Origin of the sequence: Rhizobium sp. N324 (assembly GCF_001664485.1) — a bacterium.
Classification (GTDB): Bacteria; Pseudomonadota; Alphaproteobacteria; order Rhizobiales; family Rhizobiaceae; genus Rhizobium.
The window spans coordinates 3,010,442-3,026,895 of sequence record NZ_CP013630.1 but is presented as its reverse complement, the minus strand read 5'-3'; the positions used below and the strand labels follow the sequence as shown (position 1 = coordinate 3,026,895).

General features: G+C 58.7%; 12 protein-coding genes and 3 pseudogenes. 10 read left to right on the top strand and 5 right to left on the bottom strand.

Features of this window, described 5'->3' with window-relative positions; all coding sequences use genetic code 11:
• Nucleotide 1: 1 nt before the first annotated feature.
• The 3 genes and pseudogenes from ku to AMK05_RS14600 all read right to left on the bottom strand — a co-directional run bounded on the left by ku (nt 2) and on the right by AMK05_RS14600 (nt 2,597).
• A complete protein-coding gene (ku, locus tag AMK05_RS14610) occupies nt 2-907 on the bottom strand; it encodes a non-homologous end joining protein Ku (protein WP_064839536.1) in 906 nt (301 codons plus the stop codon).
• Nucleotides 908-1,120: 213 nt separating this feature from the next.
• Nucleotides 1,121-2,221, bottom strand: a pseudogene (gene dinB / locus AMK05_RS14605) (DNA polymerase IV).
• A gap of 19 nt (nt 2,222-2,240) precedes the next feature.
• Nucleotides 2,241-2,597 carry a hypothetical protein gene (locus AMK05_RS14600; protein ID WP_064835232.1) on the bottom strand — a complete coding sequence of 119 codons (357 nt, stop codon included), beginning with the start codon at nt 2,595-2,597 and terminating at the stop codon, nt 2,241-2,243.
• A gap of 288 nt (nt 2,598-2,885) precedes the next feature.
• On the opposite strand from AMK05_RS14600, the gene AMK05_RS14595 reads away from it, so the two are divergent.
• From AMK05_RS14595 to AMK05_RS33360, 5 genes and pseudogenes are all read left to right on the top strand, one after another.
• Complete coding sequence (locus AMK05_RS14595) at nt 2,886-3,641, top strand: ImuA family protein (protein WP_064839534.1); 756 nt, start codon at nt 2,886-2,888, stop codon at nt 3,639-3,641.
• Nucleotides 3,562-5,076 (top strand): Y-family DNA polymerase, encoded by a 1,515-nt coding sequence (locus AMK05_RS14590; RefSeq protein WP_064839532.1) that lies wholly within the window; start codon nt 3,562-3,564, stop codon nt 5,074-5,076. Before AMK05_RS14595 ends, AMK05_RS14590 begins: the two co-directional genes overlap by 80 nt.
• A complete protein-coding gene (locus tag AMK05_RS14585) occupies nt 5,073-8,336 on the top strand; it encodes an error-prone DNA polymerase (protein WP_064839530.1) in 3,264 nt (1,087 codons plus the stop codon). The genes AMK05_RS14590 and AMK05_RS14585 overlap by 4 nt, the downstream gene beginning before the upstream one ends.
• A 167-nt stretch (nt 8,337-8,503) precedes the next feature.
• A pseudogene (locus AMK05_RS36220) lies at nt 8,504-8,688 on the top strand (IS66 family transposase); the annotation flags it as partial.
• Nucleotides 8,627-8,860 (top strand): transposase domain-containing protein, encoded by a 234-nt coding sequence (locus AMK05_RS33360; RefSeq protein WP_082935665.1) that lies wholly within the window; start codon nt 8,627-8,629, stop codon nt 8,858-8,860. The pseudogene AMK05_RS36220 and the gene AMK05_RS33360, both read left to right, overlap by 62 nt.
• On the opposite strand, the gene AMK05_RS14580 is transcribed toward AMK05_RS33360, so the two are convergent.
• A complete protein-coding gene (locus AMK05_RS14580) occupies nt 8,857-9,777 on the bottom strand; it encodes an alpha/beta hydrolase (RefSeq protein WP_064841387.1) in 921 nt (306 codons plus the stop codon). The genes AMK05_RS33360 and AMK05_RS14580 overlap by 4 nt on opposite strands.
• 180 nt (nt 9,778-9,957) lie before the next feature.
• Between AMK05_RS14580 and AMK05_RS14575 the strand changes: the two genes are divergently transcribed.
• The 5 genes and pseudogenes from AMK05_RS14575 (at nt 9,958) to AMK05_RS14555 (ending at nt 14,191) form a co-directional block, all read left to right on the top strand.
• Nucleotides 9,958-10,929 (top strand): LysR family transcriptional regulator, encoded by a 972-nt coding sequence (locus tag AMK05_RS14575; RefSeq protein WP_064839528.1) that lies wholly within the window; start codon nt 9,958-9,960, stop codon nt 10,927-10,929.
• Nucleotides 10,930-11,022: 93 nt separating this feature from the next.
• A pseudogene (locus AMK05_RS36215) lies at nt 11,023-11,804 on the top strand (thermonuclease family protein).
• A 2-nt stretch (nt 11,805-11,806) separates the two neighbouring features.
• Nucleotides 11,807-12,679, top strand: coding sequence for a hypothetical protein (locus tag AMK05_RS14565; RefSeq protein WP_064839526.1), 873 nt, complete (start codon nt 11,807-11,809; stop codon nt 12,677-12,679).
• A 53-nt stretch (nt 12,680-12,732) separates the two neighbouring features.
• Nucleotides 12,733-13,200: a hypothetical protein gene (locus AMK05_RS14560; protein WP_064839524.1), complete on the top strand. Its 468-nt coding sequence runs from the start codon at nt 12,733-12,735 to the stop codon at nt 13,198-13,200.
• Between the two features lie 217 nt (nt 13,201-13,417).
• Nucleotides 13,418-14,191, top strand: coding sequence for an SOS response-associated peptidase (locus AMK05_RS14555; RefSeq protein WP_064839522.1), 774 nt, complete (start codon nt 13,418-13,420; stop codon nt 14,189-14,191).
• Nucleotides 14,192-14,235: 44 nt separating this feature from the next.
• Here the strand turns inward: AMK05_RS14555 and AMK05_RS14550 are convergent, their stop codons facing one another.
• Nucleotides 14,236-15,918: an adenylate/guanylate cyclase domain-containing protein gene (locus AMK05_RS14550; RefSeq protein ID WP_064839520.1), complete on the bottom strand. Its 1,683-nt coding sequence runs from the start codon at nt 15,916-15,918 to the stop codon at nt 14,236-14,238.
• Between the last annotated feature and the right edge of the window lie 536 nt (nt 15,919-16,454).

Here is a 16,454-nt window from a genome sequence, read left to right as displayed (position 1 = left end):
CCTATCCAGCTTTACGCTGCGGGGAGGCTGGTGCGGCGGACTTGGCCGCTCCGCGCGTCGCGCGCTGCCGTTGAGCGCCCTTGTTGGCATTGGCGGCCGTGCGTTTCGGTTGTCCAGAGGATTTGCCTGCAAGGCCCGCGCTTTCGCGAAGGGCCGCAAGAAGCTCATTGGGTTTTGAGACCTGTACCTTTTTCGGCTTGGGAAGCGACTTGCCTTCGATCTTGGCTTTCACGAGTTCCGCGACCGCCTGTTCGTAACGGTCGTCGAAGGTGGCCGGATCGAACTCCCCGAGCTTCGTCGAGATGATGTGCTTGGCGAGATCGAGCATCTCACCTTCGATCTTCAACTTCGGTATCTCCTCGAATGCGGCCTTCGAAGATCGTACCTCGTAATTGTATTGCAGGGTCGTGGCGATCATCCCGTTGCCGTGCGGGCGAATGAGTACCGTACGCATTCGCCGGAACAGGACTGCTTTCGCAATGGCGGCGACCTTCGCTTTTTTCATTCCATCCCGGAGAAGCGTGAACGCGTCCGATCCGGCACGGTCGCTCGGGGTCAGGTAGTAAGGCTTGTCAAAATAGACGTCGTCTATCTCGGAGCAGGGGACAAACGCCTCAATCTCCAGCGTCTTGTCGCTCTGGGGGATCGCTGCGGCGATCTCTTCTGGATCGATCATGATGTAACGACCGTCGTCGACCTCGAAACCCTTGGTCTGCTCCTCTTTCGGGACCGGCTCTTCGGTCTCGCCGTCGACGAAAATGCGGTTCACCCGGTTGCCCGTTGCTTTGTTGACGGTGTTGAAGGTGATGCGTTCAGCCGTGGAGGCAGCCGTGTAGAGGGCCACCCCGCAGCTGACTTCTCCAACTTTCAGAAAGCCCTTCCACTGGGCACGGTGTCCTGACGCCATGACGCGACGCTCCGAATCAGTGATTCGCGACTCAAAGTCGTGCGACGGTGATTCGTTCCGACTCGAAACGAATCATTTTTCAATGGCTTACGACCTGATGTTGAGGCTCTGAATCGGGGACGCCTTAGCCGGGTAGATTAGCGTATCGTCGGCCTACTCAGCCTATATCGGCTGTCGCTAAGCAAGCGCCTGAAACAGGAAAGGCCAGCACAGCTACGTGAACAGTAGCAACTGCGGCGGTTCGCGGTCCGCAGCCTTGCGTTCCAATGACGACAATGTCACGCCGAGCAGTCTGATGCCTCGGCTGACTGGAAAAACCGCCCGCAGCAGCGAGTTCACAGCATCCTCCAAAACGGCGTATGAGCCGCAGGGCATCGCAGTCGTCTTGCTCCGAGTGATCTGAGTGAAGTTGTCGTACTTCACCTTGAGCGTCACCGTTTTGGCGCTGATTTAATTGGCATCGCAATAGGTCCACACCTTCTCAATCAACGGCCGGATGCCTTCCCAGGCCGGATCGAACGAATGAATGTCCACCTTGAACGTATCTTCCGCGCCAAAGGATTTTCTGACGCGGTTGGGTTTAACCTGCCGGTCGTCAATGCCGCGTGCGATACCATGGAAGTAGGGGCCTGACTTTCCGAAATGGTCGATCAGGAATTCGAGGCTGCGCGCTTTGAGGTCAGCGCCGGTCTCGATGCCAAGCCGGTTCATCTTCTCGGCTTTCGCTGGGCCGACGCCGTGGAATTTCTTGACGGGCAGGACCTCCACAAAGCCCGGGCCTTTTTTCGGCGTGATGACCGCTTGGCCGTTCGGCTTGTTGAGGTCGCTCGCCATCTTCGCCAGGAACTTATTGTAGGAAATCCCTGCAGACGCGTTCAGTCCGGTAGCCGCCTTGATCTTGGCGCGTATCTCCAGTGCGATCTCGGTCGCGATGTCCATGCCTTTAAGGTTTTCGGTAACGTCGAGGTAGGCTTCGTCGAGCGAGAGAGGTTCAATCAACGGCGTGTACTCGGCAAAGATTTCTCGAATTTGGTGGGAGACGGCTTTGTAAACGTCGAAACGCGGTCTGACGAAGATCAAGTCGGGACACTTCCGCTTGGCCGTTATTGATGGCATGGCCGAGTGAACACCAAATTTGCGAGCCTCGTAGCTTGCCGCAGCGACGACGCCGCGTGCCTCCGAGCCGCCGACGGCAACGGGCTTGCCGCGAAGATCGGGATCATCCCGTTGCTCGACGGATGCGTAGAATGCATCCATGTCGATATGGATAACCTTGCGCTGTCGATTGGCTGTGTCGTGTGGCGCGTCGCTCATGGTTGTTGGGGCGATTTGCTTACGAAAGGCGGTCGCCATCCGGCGAGTCCTCGTCTTCGTCTGGCGGGAAGAGCAGCATCTCCTGCTCATATTCAAGCTTCGCGATCTGATCGAACAACGACTGCTCGTAGTTAGAAAGGATGCTGCCGAGATGCGCAAGCGTGTCGACAGGTAGCTCGCTGCCGTCATCCGCCGTCACAGCGACCCTTCCCGCGTAGACGACGTCAATATAGGCTTGGACCGTCTGCAGTTCGCTTCTCGCGAATTCGATTTTGGCCGCAATGGCGGTTATGCGCAGTTCGTCGGCAGTGACGCCGAAGGGCGTGCCCTCCAATCTCTGCTGGCTCTCGTCAAATGAGATCACGTTCTCCGTCATCTACTTTTCTCCTGTGCTTTGCACCGTATCGACAAGACGTCAGGAACGAGTAGCGCCGGGAGTTTTGGACAGGAATTTTTTCTTATCGATGACATTTTAGCGCCTGTGGACAGTTCATCCATACTCGTTTGAATCCATTCGATCTTCGGCTTCCGATCATGCCGCTGGGTTGCAGTTCGAAAGCTGCTCGCCCGCATATGCACATTGACTCACATTCCGATAGGGAACAAATAGAGAACGTACTCGCTTTTGAACGAGATGGAAACCCGATTTTGGTAAAGGCTCCGAATGGCGCAGATCGCCGCGAACCCAATTATCTCCGACCTTCGAGGTCGTATTCAGCACCTCGAAGGGGCGGTCGCGCGATCCAAGTCGGTCATTCCATTCGGTGTGGCCGACATCGACGAACGCCTTCCGGGCGGCGGGTTGGCCCATGGCGCTGTCCATGAGTTCGCCGGAGGCGGAGCAGGGGCCGTTGACGGGGCCGCGGCCGCGCTCTTTGTTGCTGGGATCGCGGCCCGGACGAAGGGCATGGTCGTCTGGTGCCTGGCTCGGCCGGACCTGTTCGCTCCCGCATTGGCCCAGGTCGGTCTCCACCCTGATCGCGTCATCTATGTCGAAGCGATCAAAGAGGAATATGTCCTTGAAGCCTTCGAAGAGGCCTTGCGGTTCCGGGGACTAGGCGCGGTCGTCGCCGAAACTGTGCGTTTGCCGATGGTGATTTCGCGCCGTCTCCAGCTGGCGGCGGAGGGTTCCGGCACTATCGGTCTGATCATCCGACGATGGCGACGGCAGACCGAGGCGGGGGATTTCGGACATCCGACGGCAGCGGCAACGCGATGGAGGATATCGGTTCTGCCCTCCGAGCCACTTCCAGTTCCGGGCGTTGGGCGAGCCCGATGGTTGGCCGAGCTGATCAGGGTCAAGGCAGGTGAAAGCGCAGATTTCGAAATAGGTGCATGCGATGCCAAGGGTCGTATCAGTCTTCTTTCCGACGCTGGCGACAGATCGGATCAGACGCGCCGATCCGTCCATCCCGGGTGACGGTCCGCTGGTCGTTGTCGCCAGGAGCGGCTCGAAACGATGGCTATCCGCTGTCGACGCAAACGCCGGCAGGCATGGCTTGCACGTTGGCATGGCCGCTGCGAAGGCCCAGGCATTGGTCCATGGTCTTCATATGGTCCATGCCGATCCCGCCGCAGATCGTGCGGCGCTCGAACGGCTGACGCTCTGGGCGCTGTCTCAATATTCGCCGGTCGTGGCAGCCGATCCGCCGGATGGCATCGTGATGGACACTGAAGGAGCCGATCATCTCCAGGGCGGCGAGGAGCTGATGCTGTCCGGTCTCGTGAACCGGTTTCGTGCACGGGGTCTGCCGGCTCGTGCGGTCGTCGCCGATACCTGGGGAGCTGCATACGGTTTGGCGCGGTCCATGATGGCCGAGACCAAGGTCATTTCCGCAGGGAGGACTGCTGACGCAGTTGCGCGGCTTCCGCTCTCGTCGCTGCGGCTCAGTTCCGAGACCGTGATCAGTCTGCGCACTCTCGGCTTCCAAACCGTTGGCGAGCTGGCCGCGACACCGCGTGCGCCGTTGGCCCTTCGCTTTGGTCCTGAGATCGGCCGTCGTGTCGACCAGATGATGGGCCGTATTGCCGAGCCGATTGATCCGATCCGTGGTCCCGAGATCATCGAAGTCCACCGTGCTTTCGCCGAGCCGATTGGCGCAGCAGAGACCATCGGAAAATACATCGCGCGGCTCGTGACGAAGCTCTGTCTGGAACTCCAGGCAAAAGGACTGGGTGTCCGCCGCGCCGACCTGATCGTCCACCGCGTCGACAATACGATCCAGGCACTACGGGCAGGGACAGCAAAGCCCGTGCGCGACGTTGGCTGGCTGACCAAGCTGCTGCGTGATCGCATCGAGAAGATCGATCCCGGGTTCGGCATCGAGAAACTCAGTCTCGCCGCAACCATGGTCGAGCCACTCGAGGACAAGCAAATCGCTTCCAGCCTGGTAGAAGATGCCGCGGTCGATGTCGGTGCTTTCGTCGATGTCCTGGGCAACCGAGGAACCTATCGCATCTATCGCGTGGCACCGGTCGCCAGCGATGTCCCGGAGCGATCGATCCAACGCGTATCGCCCGTGGCCGCCGAAATTGGACAAAACTGGCCGATGACCTGGCCACGTCCGGTCCGCCTGATGGACCGTCCTGAACTAATCGAAGTCATGGCTCTGCTACCTGATCATCCGCCCGTCTGGTTTACGTGGCGCGGCAAACGGCGGCGTGTGAAGCGGGCGGACGGACCGGAGCGCATCTTCGGAGAGTGGTGGCAACGAACGTCGGAATGGGCTGCCGTCCGCGACTATTTCACAGTCGAGGACGAGAGCGGCGAGCGCTACTGGATTTACCGCTCCGGCGACGGCGTCGATCTCGATACCGGCTCGCATCGCTGGTTCATCCATGGAATCTTCGCATGAGATACGCCGAACTCCATGTCACGACCCATTTCAGCTTCCTCAGAGGTGCATCCTCGGCGGAAGAGCTGTTTGCGACGGCAAAGGAACTGGGAATCGAGGCGCTTGGCATAGTCGACCGCAATTCGCTCGCTGGCACCGTGCGGGCGCTCGAGGCGTCTCGTGCCACAGGCCTACGGCTGGTCGTCGGCTGCCGGCTCGATTTGGCGGACGGCATGTCGATCCTGGTCTACCCTACGGACCGGGCCGCCTATTCGAGGCTAACCCGGCTGCTGACGCTCGGCAAAGGCAGAGGCGGCAAAGCCAACTGCATCCTCACTCTCGACGACGTCGCCATCTATTCCGACGGCCTTATCGGCGTCCTCGTGCCCGACCTGCCCGACGAGACCTGCGCGATCCAGCTTCGAAAGATGGCTGAGGTTTTCGGCGACCGCGCCTATGTTTCGCTCTGCCTGCGCCGGCGACCGAACGACCAGATGCGGCTACACGAAATCTCGAACATGGCAGCTCGATACCGGGTGAAGACCGTCGTCACTAATGACGTCCTGTTTCACGAGCCCAACCGCCGTCAGCTCCAGGACGTGGTGACCTGTATCCGCACGGGAAGCACAATCGACGACGTGGGCTTCGAGCGTGAGCGGCACGCCGACAGGTTCCTCAAGCCGCCGGGAGAGATGGAGCGTCTGTTCGGTCGCTATCCGGAAGCGCTCGCCCGGACGATGGAGATCGTCGAGCGCTGTCGCTTCAGCATGGAAGAGTTGACCTACCAGTATCCGGAGGAAGCCATCGTCCCAGAAATGACTGCCCAGCAGTCGCTGGAGCATTATGTCTGGGAATGCGTGCCCAACCGCTATCCAGAAGGGCTGCCTTCCCACGTGGAAAAGATCATCCGCCATGAACTCGCGCTGATCGAAACCATGCGCTATGCCCCCTATTTTTTGACGGTTTTCTCCATCGTCCGGTTCGCTCGATCTCAGGACATCCTCTGTCAGGGGCGTGGTTCTGCCGCTAACTCGGCCGTCTGTTTCGTGCTCGGCATCACCTCCATCGATCCGGATACCAACGACCTCCTGTTCGAGCGCTTCGTTTCGCAGGAACGCGACGAACCACCCGACATCGATGTGGATTTCGAGCACGAGCGCCGCGAGGAGGTCATCCAGTGGATTTACAAGACCTATGGGCATCACAAGGCGGCGCTCTGCGCGACGGTCACCCGATACCGGACAAAGGGTGCGATCCGGGATGTCGGCAAGGCGCTCGGCCTGCCGGAGGACCTGATCAAGGCACTGTCGTCGGGCGGTTGGGCCTGGTCGGAAGCGGTTGACGAGAAGCAGGTCAGAGACCTCAACCTCAATCCGGAAGACCGGCGGCTCGCTCTGACGCTTCAGCTTGCCCAGCAGCTGATGGGAGCGCCTCGCCATCTCGGGCAGCATCCCGGCGGTTTCGTCCTGACGCATGATCGTCTGGACGACCTGGTTCCGATCGAACCCGCATCCATGGTGGATCGTCAGGTGATCGAATGGGACAAGGACGACGTCGAAGCGCTGAAATTCATGAAGGTCGACGTGTTGGCGCTCGGCATGCTCACCTGCATGGCCAAGAGCTTTGCGTTCCTACGCGAGGAGAAGGGGATCAATCTCGATCTCGCGACCATTCCTCAGGAGGACCAGGCCACCTACGCCATGATCCGCAAGGCCGACACGCTGGGCACGTTCCAGATCGAGAGTCGGGCGCAGATGAGCATGCTGCCCCGCATGAAACCAAGGACCTTTTACGATCTCGTCATCCAGGTGGCCATCGTGCGGCCGGGACCAATCCAGGGTGACATGGTGCATCCCTACCTTCGCCGCCGGGAAGGCAAGGAGAAGGTCGAATACCCGACGCCCGAGCTGGAGGCGGTCCTCCACAAGACGCTGGGCGTGCCGCTATTCCAGGAATCGGCGATGAAAGTGGCGATGGTCTGCGCCGGGTTCTCAGGCGGGGAGGCGGACCAGTTGCGTCGGGCAATGGCGACCTTCAAGTTCACCGGGGGCGTCAGCAAATTCGAGGACAAGCTCGTCTCCGGCATGATCCGCAACGGTTATTCGCCAGAATTTGCGAAACGGACATTCGGCCAGCTGGAAGGCTTCGGTAGCTACGGCTTTCCCGAGAGCCACGCGGCAAGCTTTGCGTTGATCGCCTATGCGTCGAGCTATATCAAATGCCACTTTCCTGACGTCTTCTGCGCGGCGCTTTTGAACTCCCAGCCGATGGGCTTCTATGCGCCGGCCCAAATCGTTCGGGATGGGCGGGAGCACGGTGTCGAGGTTCGGCCGGTCTGCATCAACCAGTCACGATGGGACTGCACGCTCGAGACCATCGACGGCTCGGATCGACATGCCGTCCGCCTTGGCATGCGAATGGTGCGGGGCCTCGCCACCGCGGATGCCGCCCGCATTGTTGCCGCCCGTGCCGATCAGCCCTTCGACAACGTCGACGATATGTGGCGACGGTCCGGTGTGCCGGCCGCGTCGCTGGTGAAGCTTGCCGAAGCGGATGCCTTCCTGCCATCTCTCGGGCTGGAACGTCGTGATGCGCTTTGGGCGATCAAGGCGCTCCGTGACGAGCCGCTGCCTCTCTTTGCGGCCGCGGCCGAACGCGAGGCGAGAACGATTACCGAGCAGCAGGAGCCGGCGGTCGAACTTCGGCAGATGACGCTAGGGCACAATGTCGTCCTCGACTATGGGCATACCGGGCTGACCTTGCGGGAGCATCCTGTCAGCTTCCTGCGCAGGAAATTGGTCGAGCGTCGTGTCGTTACCTGTGCGGAGGCAATGTCGGCTCGCGATGGCCGATGGCGCATGGCAGCCGGACTGGTGCTGGTTCGCCAACGGCCCGGCTCCGCGAAGGGCGTGATCTTCATGACGATTGAGGACGAGACCGGCGTCGCCAACGTAGTCATCTGGCCGAAGCTGTTCGAGCGGTCGAGGCGTATTGCACTCGGGGCTTCCATGATGGCGATCAACGGCCGCATCCAACGCGAAGGCGATGTCGTTCACCTGGTTGCCCAGCAGCTGTTTGATCTGTCGGGAAGCCTAACGGGTCTTGCCGATCGCGATCTGGAATTCCGATTGCCGACGGGAAGGGGTGACGAATTCGGCCATGGCACCCCAGGCAGGCCGGATTCGCGGGAGCCGGCGGGGCAAGGAATGAAGTCGCGGGATATCTTCATTCCTGACCTCCACATCGATCAGCTGAAGGTGAAAAGCCGGAATTTTCATTAGAACGTAACCGGTGTTCTGTTCCCACATTGCCCGCTGTCGCCTGATCTGTGATCGAGTTTCCATGGACGAGCGACAACGAGTTTCTCCATGGATACTACATTGGAGGTTCTCACGACGCAGCGGAGCGGACGTGAGGCTCATCGGCCAATGGCCCGACAAGGTCAAGGGGCTATGCCGGATACAACAGGCTGATGCACCAGATCGGATTGGCCCGGACATTCGGCTTGCCTATTGTTGGGCACACGCTCGCCGCAAGCTGGTGGAGATCACCCGTAACGGAACAGCACCTATTGCCGAGTACGGCATCAAACGGATCGGAGACCTGTATCGGATCGAGGCCGAACTGCGCGGCTGTTGATCCGCAGGCTTACCTGACCAATACGCTCACCGCCATCATCAACGGACACAAGCAGAGCCAAATTGAAGCGCTCCTGCCGTGGAACGGCAAGACACCCTTGAACGCTTCTGCCACCCCAAACCTTCATCGCTTCACCTGGACAACCGTCTCCTCGGCGTCGCCTTAACTGAGCTTGCTGTGGAAGTGTGACGCAACACGGTCAGCAGCTTGACGCACTGTCTCAGCTTGGTCGTAAAAGTCGTAGTGTTTTCCCTCTGTCCAATGTAATTCTTTCGGGCCTGCCAAAAGGTCATACACTTTGCGAGCCTGATCAGGGAACGCCGCACCATCTGAGTGAACGACGAGTGCTGGTGCCGTAACATGGGGAGCCTGCGCCAAAGGGTCAAACGCAAGCCAAGGCTCCCAGGCCATAACCGCAAACTCGTTGCGCCAGGCACGAACGCTCCCGCCGCGTGACTGATCCATATAGTATTCGTTGGGGCCGGAGCTCACCGCAGTTTTGTCGTTCGGCATATAGGCGAAGACCGTTTGGATTACCCCTTCATCGTCATAGCGCTTACGCGCCTCTCGACCTGCCGCGATCCGGCTGTCGATACCCTCTTTGCCGCCGAACATCTTCGACACCAGCTCCGGGTCGGAGAAAAAACCTGCGACAGCGGCCAACGCGCCCACGTTGGGGTCCTTCGCAGCCGTGTAAAGTGCCGTGCCGCCGGACGTGCAAATTCCGAGGACACCGGTCCCGGCGACGTCGCTACGTTTCTTCAGGTACCGCAAGGCGGCCGACAAGTCCTCTGCCTTTGAAGCTTGGTCCTCGAACTGCCGCATCGCACCGCTACTCTCACCGTAATTGCGATAGTCAATTGCGAGCGCAATGATGCCGCGCCGGGCAAGCTCGCCAGCATAGTTTCCCCCCATCTGCTCCTTCACCGAGGTTAGCGATCCGCCGATCGCGACGGCTGGATAGCGGCGCGATGGATCATATCCCTCCGGAAGATAAAGATTGGCTACGACGAACCCGTCACCGCTTTCAAAGCTGAGTTTCTGCGGCACTGGTTGGCTTCGTTCGGTCAGTGTCTGTGCCATGGTATTTTTTCCTGTGCTGAAGAGAACGGCGGTCGCCCCAATAACGAGACCGAGGCTCCGGCGTGTGATCGATGTAATGGGCATTGGCGGCATCTCCTCACTAAGCTTCTGAAGATATTTGGTGGAATTCGATTTGATAATCTGCAAAAAACTAAATGAGTTTATAAGGTAGATTTGATAATGCGAGCGGACCTACTGGATGGAATAGTCGTTTTCACCCGTGTCGCTGAACGACGCAGCTTTACTGCTGCTGCGCTCGAACTCGGGGTGACACCTGCTGCGATCAGTTGGACTATCAAGCAATTGGAAGCGCGAGTGGGCGCGCCGCTGTTCACGCGCACAACTCGTTCTGTTGGCCTTACCCAAGCGGGACAACTCTTTTTGGAGCAGGCTTCAGCGGGCATCGCATACGTTGAAGCTGCATATGAGGCGGCTCAGCGCCTCAGTGATAACCCCAGAGGGCTGTTGCGGTTGAGCGTCCCTTACGTGGCACAGACGCTTGTCGAACCCATGCTCAAGGGATTTGCCGACGCCTACCCGGACATCGAACTTGAACTGGTCTTTGAGGACCGTTTTGTCGATGTCGCCGGCGAAGGCTACGACGCCGGCATCAGGATCGGGGAGATGATCGCACAGGATATGGTCGCCGTACGGCTCACCCCAGCTTCTCCGAGGGTTGTCGTGGGGTCACCTGCTTACTTTGCAGAGCGCGGCCAGCCTCTGCGGCCGGAAGAACTTGAGCATCATGCCTGCATCAATATTCGGCTGGCTGGAGGCGCGGTCTACCGCTGGGATTTTGTAGAGCATACCGAGGAGAATGGAACCCGAGCTTTCGTGATGGACGTGGAGGGACCTCTAACAGTGAATGGACCTGCAACTTCCCTCTCGGCAGCGCAAGCAGGAGTAGGTCTAGCCTACAATATCGAGGTTGTTGTCGAGCCGCTGATCCGCCAGGGTCTCCTTGAAACCTGCCTCGAAACGTTCATGCCCCCGAGTCCTGGTTTTTTCATCTATTTTCCGGACCGAAAACAAGCGCTACCCAAATTGCGGGCGTTTGTAGATTATTGGCACAATTATCATCCCTCTCAAGCCACGTCGTCTAAAGCTCAGATTGGCGAACAAAAGGCGAAATCGGAGTCCGGCGCAACCTGATTTACGTGTTAGTGGAACATCGGTTACCGTTAATTTACAATTTCTTCTGAGCTTCCTGCTTAGGTGTGGCTATCCCTACAAAGCGACAGAGCCATGGACCCGGCTGGAAACCTGCGAAACGACATCGAAGCAGCACTGCTCCGTCAGAATTTGCCAGCTTGGCAGCGAGCCTTCCTTACCGACATTCACGCGCGTCTCCAACGATCAGGCGGACAGGCTCGCCTTTCCGATAAACAGTGGCGGAAGATTTTCGAAATTCTCGGGCGGCCGAACAATGTGATTGCATTGCCTCCTCGACCTGTCGTCCGCAGTAGGTCTCGCCATCAGCCAATGAAATTGTTCCGGCCTCGCTTTGGTCGCGTGGGCAGACGGTTGAAGTGGCGTTTCCGAAATCTGGTCATTGGGTTCCTGTTCATCGCCGCTGTTGCGATCGCCCAGCACGTATTCGAATTCGGACAAGGCCAGTTTCAGTCTGCTCCCGCGACGGCTAGAACCCCGCTGAACCAGGAATTCACGGTGACTGACGGAGACACGGTCCATGTCGTTGGCGAGGCAGCAGGGACCAGGTTAGTGGGCTTCAACACGCCGGAGAAGTTCTCGCCCAAGTGCGAATACGAGCGCCAACAGGGCGAGCGGGCGTCGGCACGGCTTCGAGAACTCGTCGCCCGCGGCAGCACCCAGCTGACAAAGTCGCATGCGCGTGCGCGGCTGGCACCGAGGGCACCAGCAAGTGCAACCACGGCCGGTCCTGTGGGACGCTGCTGGTTGACGGAAAGGATGTCGGGAGCATCCTAATCAGTGAGGGCCTTGCGGTACCATTCGTCTGCGGCACAAGGAACTGTCCGCCGACGCCTCGGCCATGGTGCAGGGGATAACGATGAATTCGGGCGGACCTTTTCGCGTTTTGAATGGTTTATTGACGCCTGCCTACGCATTTACCCGTCTCGTCCTGACCTTTGCCCTTTGGGCGATCCTTCTTATACTCGCGGCTATCATCCTCGTGCCCATGTTGCTGCTGGCCACCAGGGCTCCAGCCCTCGTGCTGCCGATGAACGAGACCAGAGAAGAAATCTACAATCTGGCGTGCAGCAAGGGACTTTCCAGCGGATCGCTTGCTGAACGCGAGTTGATATGGCGAAGGCGTAGGCTCGTCGAGCTGAGCCATCCAATCCGTGTCGCCCTTGCCTCGCAGCCTTATGATATCCCGTGGGGCTACTATGCTAGTCGCCCGAATCCGACGAGCTTCAACTGCCCGCCACGAAAACAAGCCTCTCTGCAATTTTGGATACCCAGCCTCGATATGCCCGAGGGAGAGATCGTCTATAGCGGAGCGACCAACCGACCAAAGGAGCGCGCGAGGCCAAACCCGAGACCTGACGAGTCGGTTGTGGAAGCTTTATGGGTCGTCGGATACGATGACGATCGTTCGCACGGGCGAAGATCGATTGAATGGCTGAAGGAAGCGAGGCAGCTCGACGGTCGTTCCCCAGGTAGTGTCGAGGAGCACGGCCTTTGGCATACCGTGGTTCCGACAGGCAGCTTGCAGATGACCTATTGGTATAAATTCGGTCCCAGTGAGGACATCGTGATCGAATGTTATGCCCCATTCCAGAGATGCGAGGGAAATGTCGACTTGAAGGACTTGCGAATGTACGCGCGGCTGAGCTTCGATAAGGACGCCATTCCTCAGCACCAAGTCATTGTCGACGGACTTCGAACCCTGCTGTCTCGTTGGCGAGCATCAGACTGATCAAGAAAGGGCTTACAGGAATGGGCAGAAACTCGAAACGGAACCGGGAAAAAATGCTGCAGGACAGCCTTGAGGCACAGCGCCTCGAGAACTTGCGGCATCCCAAGGAGCGTCTTCTGCCTCCAGAATTTATCGAAAAGCTGCGAAGGAACGGGCTATTTGTCGGAGATTTCCCATTTTTCATAAGTACGCATGCCGGCTATCCGTCTGGCTATCCAATCTCTCTGCCGGAAACCAGCGGCGGCAATAGGCTTCCCGGCGACGAACTCTGTTGGCTCGACGAGGAGGGCAATGACAAGACATGGATGCCTACGTTGACGCTTTGGGGAGAGACAGGCGACTGGAACATTTGCGTATGGGCATGGACGCCGGGGCCAGGCCCAGGCGATTTCACAAAGAAACTGACGTCGCTGGACGATGTTTTGGAAAACATCCTCAGCTACTTCTTCAATCCAAATGATGAGCATTTCAAAGAAGCTGACCTCGCTCGCCACGAGATGAGACGGAGAAGTCGGCTTTGAAGTCGCTTGCGCCATTTTCGGGCTATTCAAGACGAAATCTTGATGCCTTCAATGACATTCTGCGCGGAGGCTTCGGCACACCTGGAGGGATGGCGGCGAGGGCGAGAAGGCCGCCCCCCAAGCAATTCGATCTGGCATTGTAAGCCCACGGGTCAGCGTTTGACGTCTCGTCAGGAATGCATAGGCTGTCCGAACAGGAAGGGGAGGACGTTGCTCGATGTGCAATCTCTACCGCATGGAGGACAAGGATTGGGTCAGCAAATGGGCGCAGGACGTCGAGAGCCTGATCAACCTAATGCCAGCCTATCAAATGAACCCAGACCAGATGGGACCCGTCGTTCGCAACACCGCCGACGGCCGCAAGCAGCTTGTGCATGCGCGGTGGGGATTGCCGTCGCCGTTTTTCGCGATCAAGCAGGCGGCTGAAGCCCGAGCCGAGAAACTGCGGCAAAAGGGCAAGCCCGTCGACATGGAAATGCTCATCCGGATGGAGCCCGATAAGGGCACCACCAACGTCCGAAATCTCAATCTCCCGCATTGGAAAAAATGGTTCGGTGTCCAGAGCCGTTGCATCGTTCCGGTGACCAGTTTCGCGGAGCCGGACCCCGCCAGCAAGGAAGAGGGTGGCAGCACGCCGAACGCCTGGTTCGCCCGAGATGAAAGCAAGCCACTGATGTTCTTTGCGGGTATTCACGTTCCGCAATGGCAAAGCGTTCGGAAGGTCAAGGATGGCCTGACGATGGACGACCTCTATGCCTTCTTGACGACCGATCCCAACGACGTCGTCAAACCGATCCACGGGAAGGCGATGCCGGTTCTGCTCCTGACGAAAGAAGAAACCGATGTTTGGATGCGTGCACCATGGGAGGAAGCGAAGGCGCTGGCCCGACCGCTCGCGAATGACGAGATCATGGTGACGTCGCGGGAGCCATATGGTTCGACCATTGTCTCCGCGTCGGGGGAGCCGGTGTTGCAGCTGGGAATGCTTTAATAGGAGCGCGATGGACGGTGCCGTTGATTGGGCACTGTTAACACCTACGTTGCGGTTCCGAAAGCGCCAAGGAGCTTCGCAATCGCATCTTCGTCGCGATATGGAAATGTTCTTCGGATCAACTCTGGGCTCAGCGCTGGCTGGAGGCTGCGCGCCTCGACCTCACGGGACTCCCGTCGCGCTTCGTCACCACACGATGCATGAGCTGCGGCAAGCAAAAAAAGGGTCCGCCACGACTTGTTCGGAAGGTTCTCGAAATCCTGAACGGCTGCATCCGGCCGGCCTTGCTGAAATCGGATAATCCCCCTGACTGTCCAAAACCACACTGGCGGATACTTCGACTTCCTGAAGCATTCGTCGATTTCGTTTGCGGCTTTGTCCAGATCGCCGACATAGTGAAGAAACTCGGCATGATCGGCCCGAATTTCAATGTCACCTGGCGCTAGGTCGCGTGCTTTGACGTAATGGGATTCCGCTCCGTCATAGTTTCGCATCGTCAGTTGAACCAACGCCGCCGCATAGTGGGAGAAGGCGTGATTATTGTCCAGCCGTAAGGCAGTGCGAGAAATTTCGTCGGCATGATGCAGCCGCTCGATCACCCCTTCCATAGAGAAGCGAAAAGCCAATGCGATGGCATACGCTGCGTTCGCGTCAATCAGGGCTGGATCGAGTTCCGTCGCTTTGCGGTAGAAGGGTTCTGCTTCGGGCAGCAGATGTTTCGCGTCGAGCATCCTTCCGTAGAGAAAATTCTCATATGCCGACCAGGAAGCCTCCGGCTTCTTCGCAATGGTATGTGATGCGGTGAAAAGCACCTTGTCTACCACCAGCGAGACGATGTCCGCCGCTACTGATTCAATGGCGTCGATATCGTAATCCGCAGGCAGATCGAAGGTCCTTGACCAGAGGATGGACGTGGCCGTGCTGCGCAAGAATCTGACGTTCAATCGGAACGGACCAGCCCCATGGACGCCGATGCTGACCGTGTAGTCGTGGGTACGGCTGCCCATATCAGCCGCCGATAGGGACGCGACGTCGATCCAATGTCTGTCGGAAAGAAACTGTTCAAGGCAGGAGGTGATCAGTCCCACGACTTCCTGCTGATGCGGAAGGGGTGATAAGATGACCCCAACCCTGACCAGGACTTTTTCCGTGTCCAATGACGGTGGTTCAACAAGGCGCGAGGGCTCCGCATTCACGGTTCCCGCATGACGCGGGTGCCAGTACCAGACGCGAACGGGCCGCTCGATATTCTTCAGACGTTTTTCGCCGCCCTCCACGAACTCGTCGCCGAGCCGCGCGACGATCTGGTGGTAGACACCATCGCTGATACAGATGCCGCCGGGTGCGGCACGCGCCTCAATCCGGGAAGCGACGTTCACGCCGTCGCCAAACATATCCGATCCGTCAACCAACACGTCGGCGAGGTTGATCCCGATTCTGAGAACCGCGCGGGCGCTTTCCGGCTCGCGGCGCACGAGTTCGCGTTGGATAGCCATCGCGCATTCGACCGCTCCTGAGACGGAATCGAACACAGACAAGGTTCCGTCGCCAATCAGCTTGAATATCGTGCCGCCATTGCGCTCGATGTTCGGCGCGAGGACCTCAGCCTGCAACGCCTTGATCAGAGCAAGGGTCGCCTCTTCGTCACTCTCCATGAGGCGGGCAAAGCCAACCACATCCGTGGCCATGATCGCAGCCAGCCGTCGCTTGACAGGAACGCTCGCCATTCGCCCTCCGAGAAGTTCCCACAGATCGCATGCGCAAAGTTTAGCCAGGCTAACACAGAACCGGTTCTCCGTCTTCCTAGCCGCGGGCTGCCGCATCTGATCACCATTCCGAAAGCGGACGTCGCATGCCTTCAAGTATGCCTCCCTAATGACGATGGAGGGAGCGTGGAAATCACCCTGACCTTGGAAGGAGCGGACATCCTCATCACCGTGGCAGACAGCGTGGCGGGGTGGGACCTTGGCGATGCAAACTGATCGAAACTCATCGCGCTGATGGCGTGGCGCAGTTCGATGGCGAGGTGATTAGGCCATCCCTCGGCGAAGGGGTGCCGTGTCGAGGTCAGGATGAGGTAGCCCGACGAGAAATCGCAGGCTTTTTCGATTGTATCGAACATGGTTGTCGGGGCAGGGATTCGAACCCTGCGTCACAGCTCGCAAGCTGGAAGCAACCTCGGATACCCGAGGAATGAGGAGAGCGCCGCGCTCCGATTACACTTACGCCCGACTGAAGCATTAACTCCCGGAGCTTGCTGTTG